General features: G+C 61.3%; 3 protein-coding genes. 2 read left to right on the plus strand and 1 reads right to left on the minus strand.

Annotated elements, in window-relative coordinates:
* Nucleotides 1-2,420 (minus strand): Lon protease family protein (locus tag HX823_RS30980; RefSeq protein ID WP_177078436.1); only part of this gene is annotated, 2,420 nt, incomplete at its 3' end.
* A gap of 267 nt (nt 2,421-2,687) precedes the next feature.
* On the opposite strand from HX823_RS30980, the gene HX823_RS30985 reads away from it, so the two are divergent.
* Together HX823_RS30985 and HX823_RS30990 are read left to right on the plus strand one after the other, a co-directional pair.
* Nucleotides 2,688-3,176 (plus strand): DUF3015 domain-containing protein, encoded by a 489-nt coding sequence (locus HX823_RS30985; RefSeq protein WP_015885974.1) that lies wholly within the window; start codon nt 2,688-2,690, stop codon nt 3,174-3,176.
* Nucleotides 3,177-3,268: 92 nt separating this feature from the next.
* On the plus strand, nt 3,269-4,882 hold a 1,614-nt coding region (locus HX823_RS30990), incomplete at its 3' end, for a DUF4105 domain-containing protein (RefSeq protein WP_177078438.1).

Genomic DNA, 4,882 nt, shown 5'->3' on the forward strand with positions numbered 1-4,882 from the left:
GCCAGCGCCTGCTGGGCCAGCTCCTTCTCCGCCTCCTTCAGATCCTCTTCGCTGATCATCTCGGCAATCGCGCGCAACCGCTCGACTACGCGCGCGTTCACCGTGCCTTCCGGGAATTGCCCCTCGGCATCCGGCTCACCCGCATCCTCGCCCACCAGCAGGCTCAGCGCCTCGTCGGCCTGGCGCACGGCATAAATGTGGAACTGCCCAGCACGCACGGCCTGCAGCACCTTCTCATCGAGCATCAGCGTGGCAACGTTGGCCTGGGGAATGATCGCACCCTGCTCGCCGGTCAAACCGCGCGCTTCACACAGGCGGAAGAAACCTTCGATCTTCTCGTTGACCCCGCCCACCGCCTGCACTTCACCAAACTGGTTGATCGAGCCGGTGATGGCAAAGCACTGCTTGAGCGGCGTTTTCGACAACGCCGAGATCAAGGTACACGCCTCGCCCAGGGACGCACTGTCGCCGTCCACATAGCCGTAGGATTGCTCCAGCGCGATACTCGCCGAGATCGCCAGCGGGAATTCCTGGGCATAGCGGCTGCCCAGGTAACCGGTGAGGATCATCACGCCCTTGGAGTGGATCGGCTGGCCGAGGTTGACCTCACGCTCGATGTCGACAATGCCGCTGCCGCCTGGATACACCGTGGCGGAAATCCGTGCCGGTACGCCAAAGGCCGAGTCACCGACTTCCAGCACCGTCAGCCCGTTGCACTTGCCCACCGCCGCACCGGCCGTGTCGATGAGGATGACCCCGGCGAGCATGTCGTCGAGAATCCGCGCCGACACGCGCCCAGTGCGCGTGGCCTTGGCCTTGAGGGCGCGCTCGATATGGCCGGCATCGGTCATCTCGTCGCCCGCCAGGTGGCGAATGAAATCCGCCTCGCTGACCAGCTGGAACAAATCACCAATACGCGCCGACAAACGGCCCTGATGCTCTGCCAGCCGCGCGCTGTAAGTGGCCAACCGCGCCACCGCATCCGACGTCAGCGGCGCCATGCCTTCTTCCGAGGTGCGGGTTTTGAGCAACTGGGCAAACTGCTCCAGGCTTTCGTCGACCATCGGGATGTCTTCGTCGAAGTCCACCAGTACGCGGAACATCTCCTGGAAATCCGGATCGGCGTCCTGCAACGCGTAGTACAGCTGACGCGAACCGATGATGATCACCTTGACCTGCAACGGGATCATCTGCGGGTTGAGGGTCACGGTGGCCAGGCGGCCCAGTTCGCCCAGCGGTGACTCCATCTTCAGTTTGCGCGACTGCAGGGAACGCTTGAGCGCGTCCCACACAAACGGCTCGCTGAGCATTTTTTCGGCTTCCAGGATCAGGAAACCGCCGTTGGCACGGTGCAGCGCGCCCGGACGCAGCTGGCGATAAGTGGTGTAGAGCGCGCCCTGGTCGGTGCTGTATTCGATGCGGCCGAACAGGTTGTCGTAGGTCGGGTGCGGTTCAAACACCACCGGGGCGCCACCGTTGACCGGATGGCCCACCACCAGGCTTGGGCAGTACTGTTCTTCCAGCAGCTTGCGCGCCTGGGCGTCGGTCTTGGCGTCGTCCACCAATTGCTCGACCACGGTCTTGAGCAGGTACACCTGCATGGCTTGCAGGTAACCGCAGACAGCGGCGTTTTCTGCGTACTTTTCCGACAGCGGTGCAAGCAACGGCTGCAGGGCCAGGGTGATGGTTTCTTCGTTGAACTGACGCAGTTGGTTGTTCGACTCACGCTTCCACTGCGGCAGGCTGGCCAGTTCTTCGTTGAGGCGCTCTTCCAGCTCGGAAATGTCCGTGTGGAAACGCTCGCGGTCGGCTTCCGGCAACTGCGAGAACTCAGCCTCGTCCAGCGCCTTGCCGTCGAGCATCGGCGTGAAGGCGATGTTGGTGCTGTCACGGTAGAGCGCCACGTCCTTTTCCAGGGCCAGGCGTTCGATCACGTCCAAGGCCTTGTCGTAGCGCTGGTTGAAGGCGCGGTCGATGGCGCTTTTGCGCTGTTGATACGTCGGGTGTTCGAAGACCGCCGGAAAGGTGGCGACGAGGTTGTCGACCAAACCGTTGATGTCGTTGATGAACGCCGCCGCAGCGCCGCCCGGTAATTCCAGGGCACGGGGTTCGCGAGGCTCATCGAAATTATTCACATAGACCCAATCCGCCGGGGTCTGCAGGCGCTTGCCTTCGGCTTTCAGGTAGCGTTTGACGAACGAAAAGCGGCCGGTACCCGGCTCGCCCATGACAAACACGTTGTAACCGGGGCGTGGCATGGCCACACCGAACTGCAAGGCTTCAACCGCACGTTCCTGGCCAAGCACACCGCGAAAGGGCTCCAAATCATTGGTGGTCGAGAAGCTGAACTGTTCAGCGGAGAAAGGGCGAGTCAGCGCTTCGGGCGCTAGACGCAAGCTGGCAGCAACAGGATCAGGCATCGGGCTTCCTTACATCAGGCGGGGCAGATAACGGCATTCTGGCTCCCGGTTACGCACCATGGCAAGGCGCGCTTTCGGGAAAGCATAGACAGGGGATGCGTCCTACAAAAAAATCGCGACAACGCTGATTGTTTTATAAAAATGCACGGAACCCTTGGAACGTGCCTAAACTCCAAACTGCGCGGGTTGGACTAATAACTGGCCCCTAGGGCGCTGCGACGCGCCTGAACCCTTGTCCATTGGTTTGCACACAAAGAGAACAAAGCTATGAAACGGATCCTTCTCGGTACTCTCTTCACCGTCGTCTCCCTCAATGCAATGGCAGAAGCACCAGGTGGCCCGAACTGCGGTTGGGGCAACATGTTGTTCGAAGGCCAGCGCGGCACGCCAGCTCACTTCCTGGCTTCCACCACCAACGGTACGTCGGGTAACGCCACCTTCGGCATGACCTCGGGCACCAACGGTTGCAGCACCAACAGCGCCCTGACCTACGGCGGCAAGTCCTGGATTGCCATGAATGGCATGATGAACGAGCTGTCCGAAGACATGGCCAAGGGTAACGGCGAAGCGCTGACCACCTACGCCGTGGTACTGGGTGTGGCACCGGAAGATCGCGAGCACTTCGCGGCCGTGACCCACGAGCACTTCCAGCAGATCTTCAGCAAGGCTGACGTGACCGCTGACGACGTGCACAACAACACCATTGCCGTACTGAAAAGCGATGCCCGTCTGGCGAAATACGCAACCCAGGCTTAAGCTCGACCGACCCGCGCCTACCCAGGCGCGGGCACTATTTTTGGACCCGCCTCCCCTTTGGGTCTTTTTTATATCCGACTTAAGTTGCCCCTATGCTCAAACGCTTTGCCTGGATGGCACTCTTCGCCTGCGCCCCGCTGTACGCGGCCCCGCACCTTGATGATCAACGTTTGCAGCAATTGGCCAATGATCCGTTCTGGCTTTCCCTAGGCCATTACGAAGCCGGCAAGATCAGTGGCTGGCGCAGTTACGTCAGCGACAAAAAGTTCTTCCTCGCACCCGATGGCGCCCACCACCCGGACGCCGAACTCAAGGCCACCGTTGATGCGCTCTACGCACCGGCCAGCCTGGGTGAAAAACACGCCCAATGCGTTTACCCCGCTCGGACCCGCTGGCTCAAGGATCAGTTGCACCTCACTGACCTGCCTGCCGTGGACTGCACAGAATTCAAGCAATGGTTCAAGGACGTCGCCCCCCATAGCGCGGTGATGATCTTCCCGGCGGCCTACCTCAACAGCCCGTCGTCGATGTTCGGCCACACGTTGCTGCGCATAGACCAGGCCGACGTGCAAAGCAACAACACTGCCCTGCTCAGCTACGCGATCAACTTCGGTGCCTACATCGAAGGCTCCGACAACAGCATTCTTTACGCCTGGAAAGGCCTGATGGGCGGTTATCCAGGCCTGTTCGCCCTGGTGCCTTACCAAGAGAAGCTGTCGGAGTACCGCAGCCTTGAGAACCGCGACCTGTGGGAATACCGCCTCAACCTCACGCAAGTCGAGACTGAGCGCATGGTCGAGCACGTGTGGGAGCTCAAGCAGATCCAGTTCGACTACTTCTTCTTTGACGAAAACTGCTCCTATCGCTTGCTGGAACTGCTGCAAGTGGCGCGTCCCGGCCTGCGCCTGACCGAACAATTTCCGCTCACCGCCATCCCGACCGACACCGTAAAGGCCGTGAAAGACGCAGGTCTGGTAGAGAGGATCGATTACCGCCCCTCCCGTGAGCGCGAGCTGCTGGAGCGCGCCAAGCCGCTGGACAGCGACGAGCAGCAATGGGTATTGAAGGTCAGCGACGACCAGAAGCAATTGCAGGACCCCGCCTTCAAGGCCATCGCTAAAGATCGCCAGGCCCTGATCATCGACGCCGCCTACCGCCTCGGCCGCTACCGCGCCAATGGTCTGGAACGCGACACCGCCCGCTCCCAGCGCAGCTTTGAACTGCTGCGCGCGATCAACCAGAACCCGGCGCCCGACCTCAAGATCACCCCGCCCGGCCTGCCGGAAAACGGCCATGAATCACGCACTTGGCAAGCCGGTATCGGCACCCGTGGCGACAAGGCCTTCGGTGAATACGGCCTGCGCATGGCCTACCACGACCTCAACGACAACGCCGAAGGTTTCCCCCTGGGCGCACAGATCGAAATCCTGCAGATGAAACTGCGCCAGTACGAAGGCAACCACTGGCAACTGCAGCAACTGGACCTGGCCACCATCCGCTCCCTGACCCCACGCAACGCCTTGTTGCAACCATGGTCATGGCAAGTCACCGGCGGCCTGGAACGCGTACCGGGCAAACACGACGACGAAACCCTGGTCGCCCACGTCAACGGCGGCGCCGGCGGCACTTGGCAACTGAGCGACGACATGCTCGGCTTCGCCCTCGGCACCGTGCGCGTGGAGCACAACAACGACTTCAACGAAGCC

This window comes from Pseudomonas sp. P7759 (assembly GCF_013386445.1).
Classification (GTDB): domain Bacteria; phylum Pseudomonadota; class Gammaproteobacteria; order Pseudomonadales; family Pseudomonadaceae; genus Aquipseudomonas; species Aquipseudomonas azotoformans_A.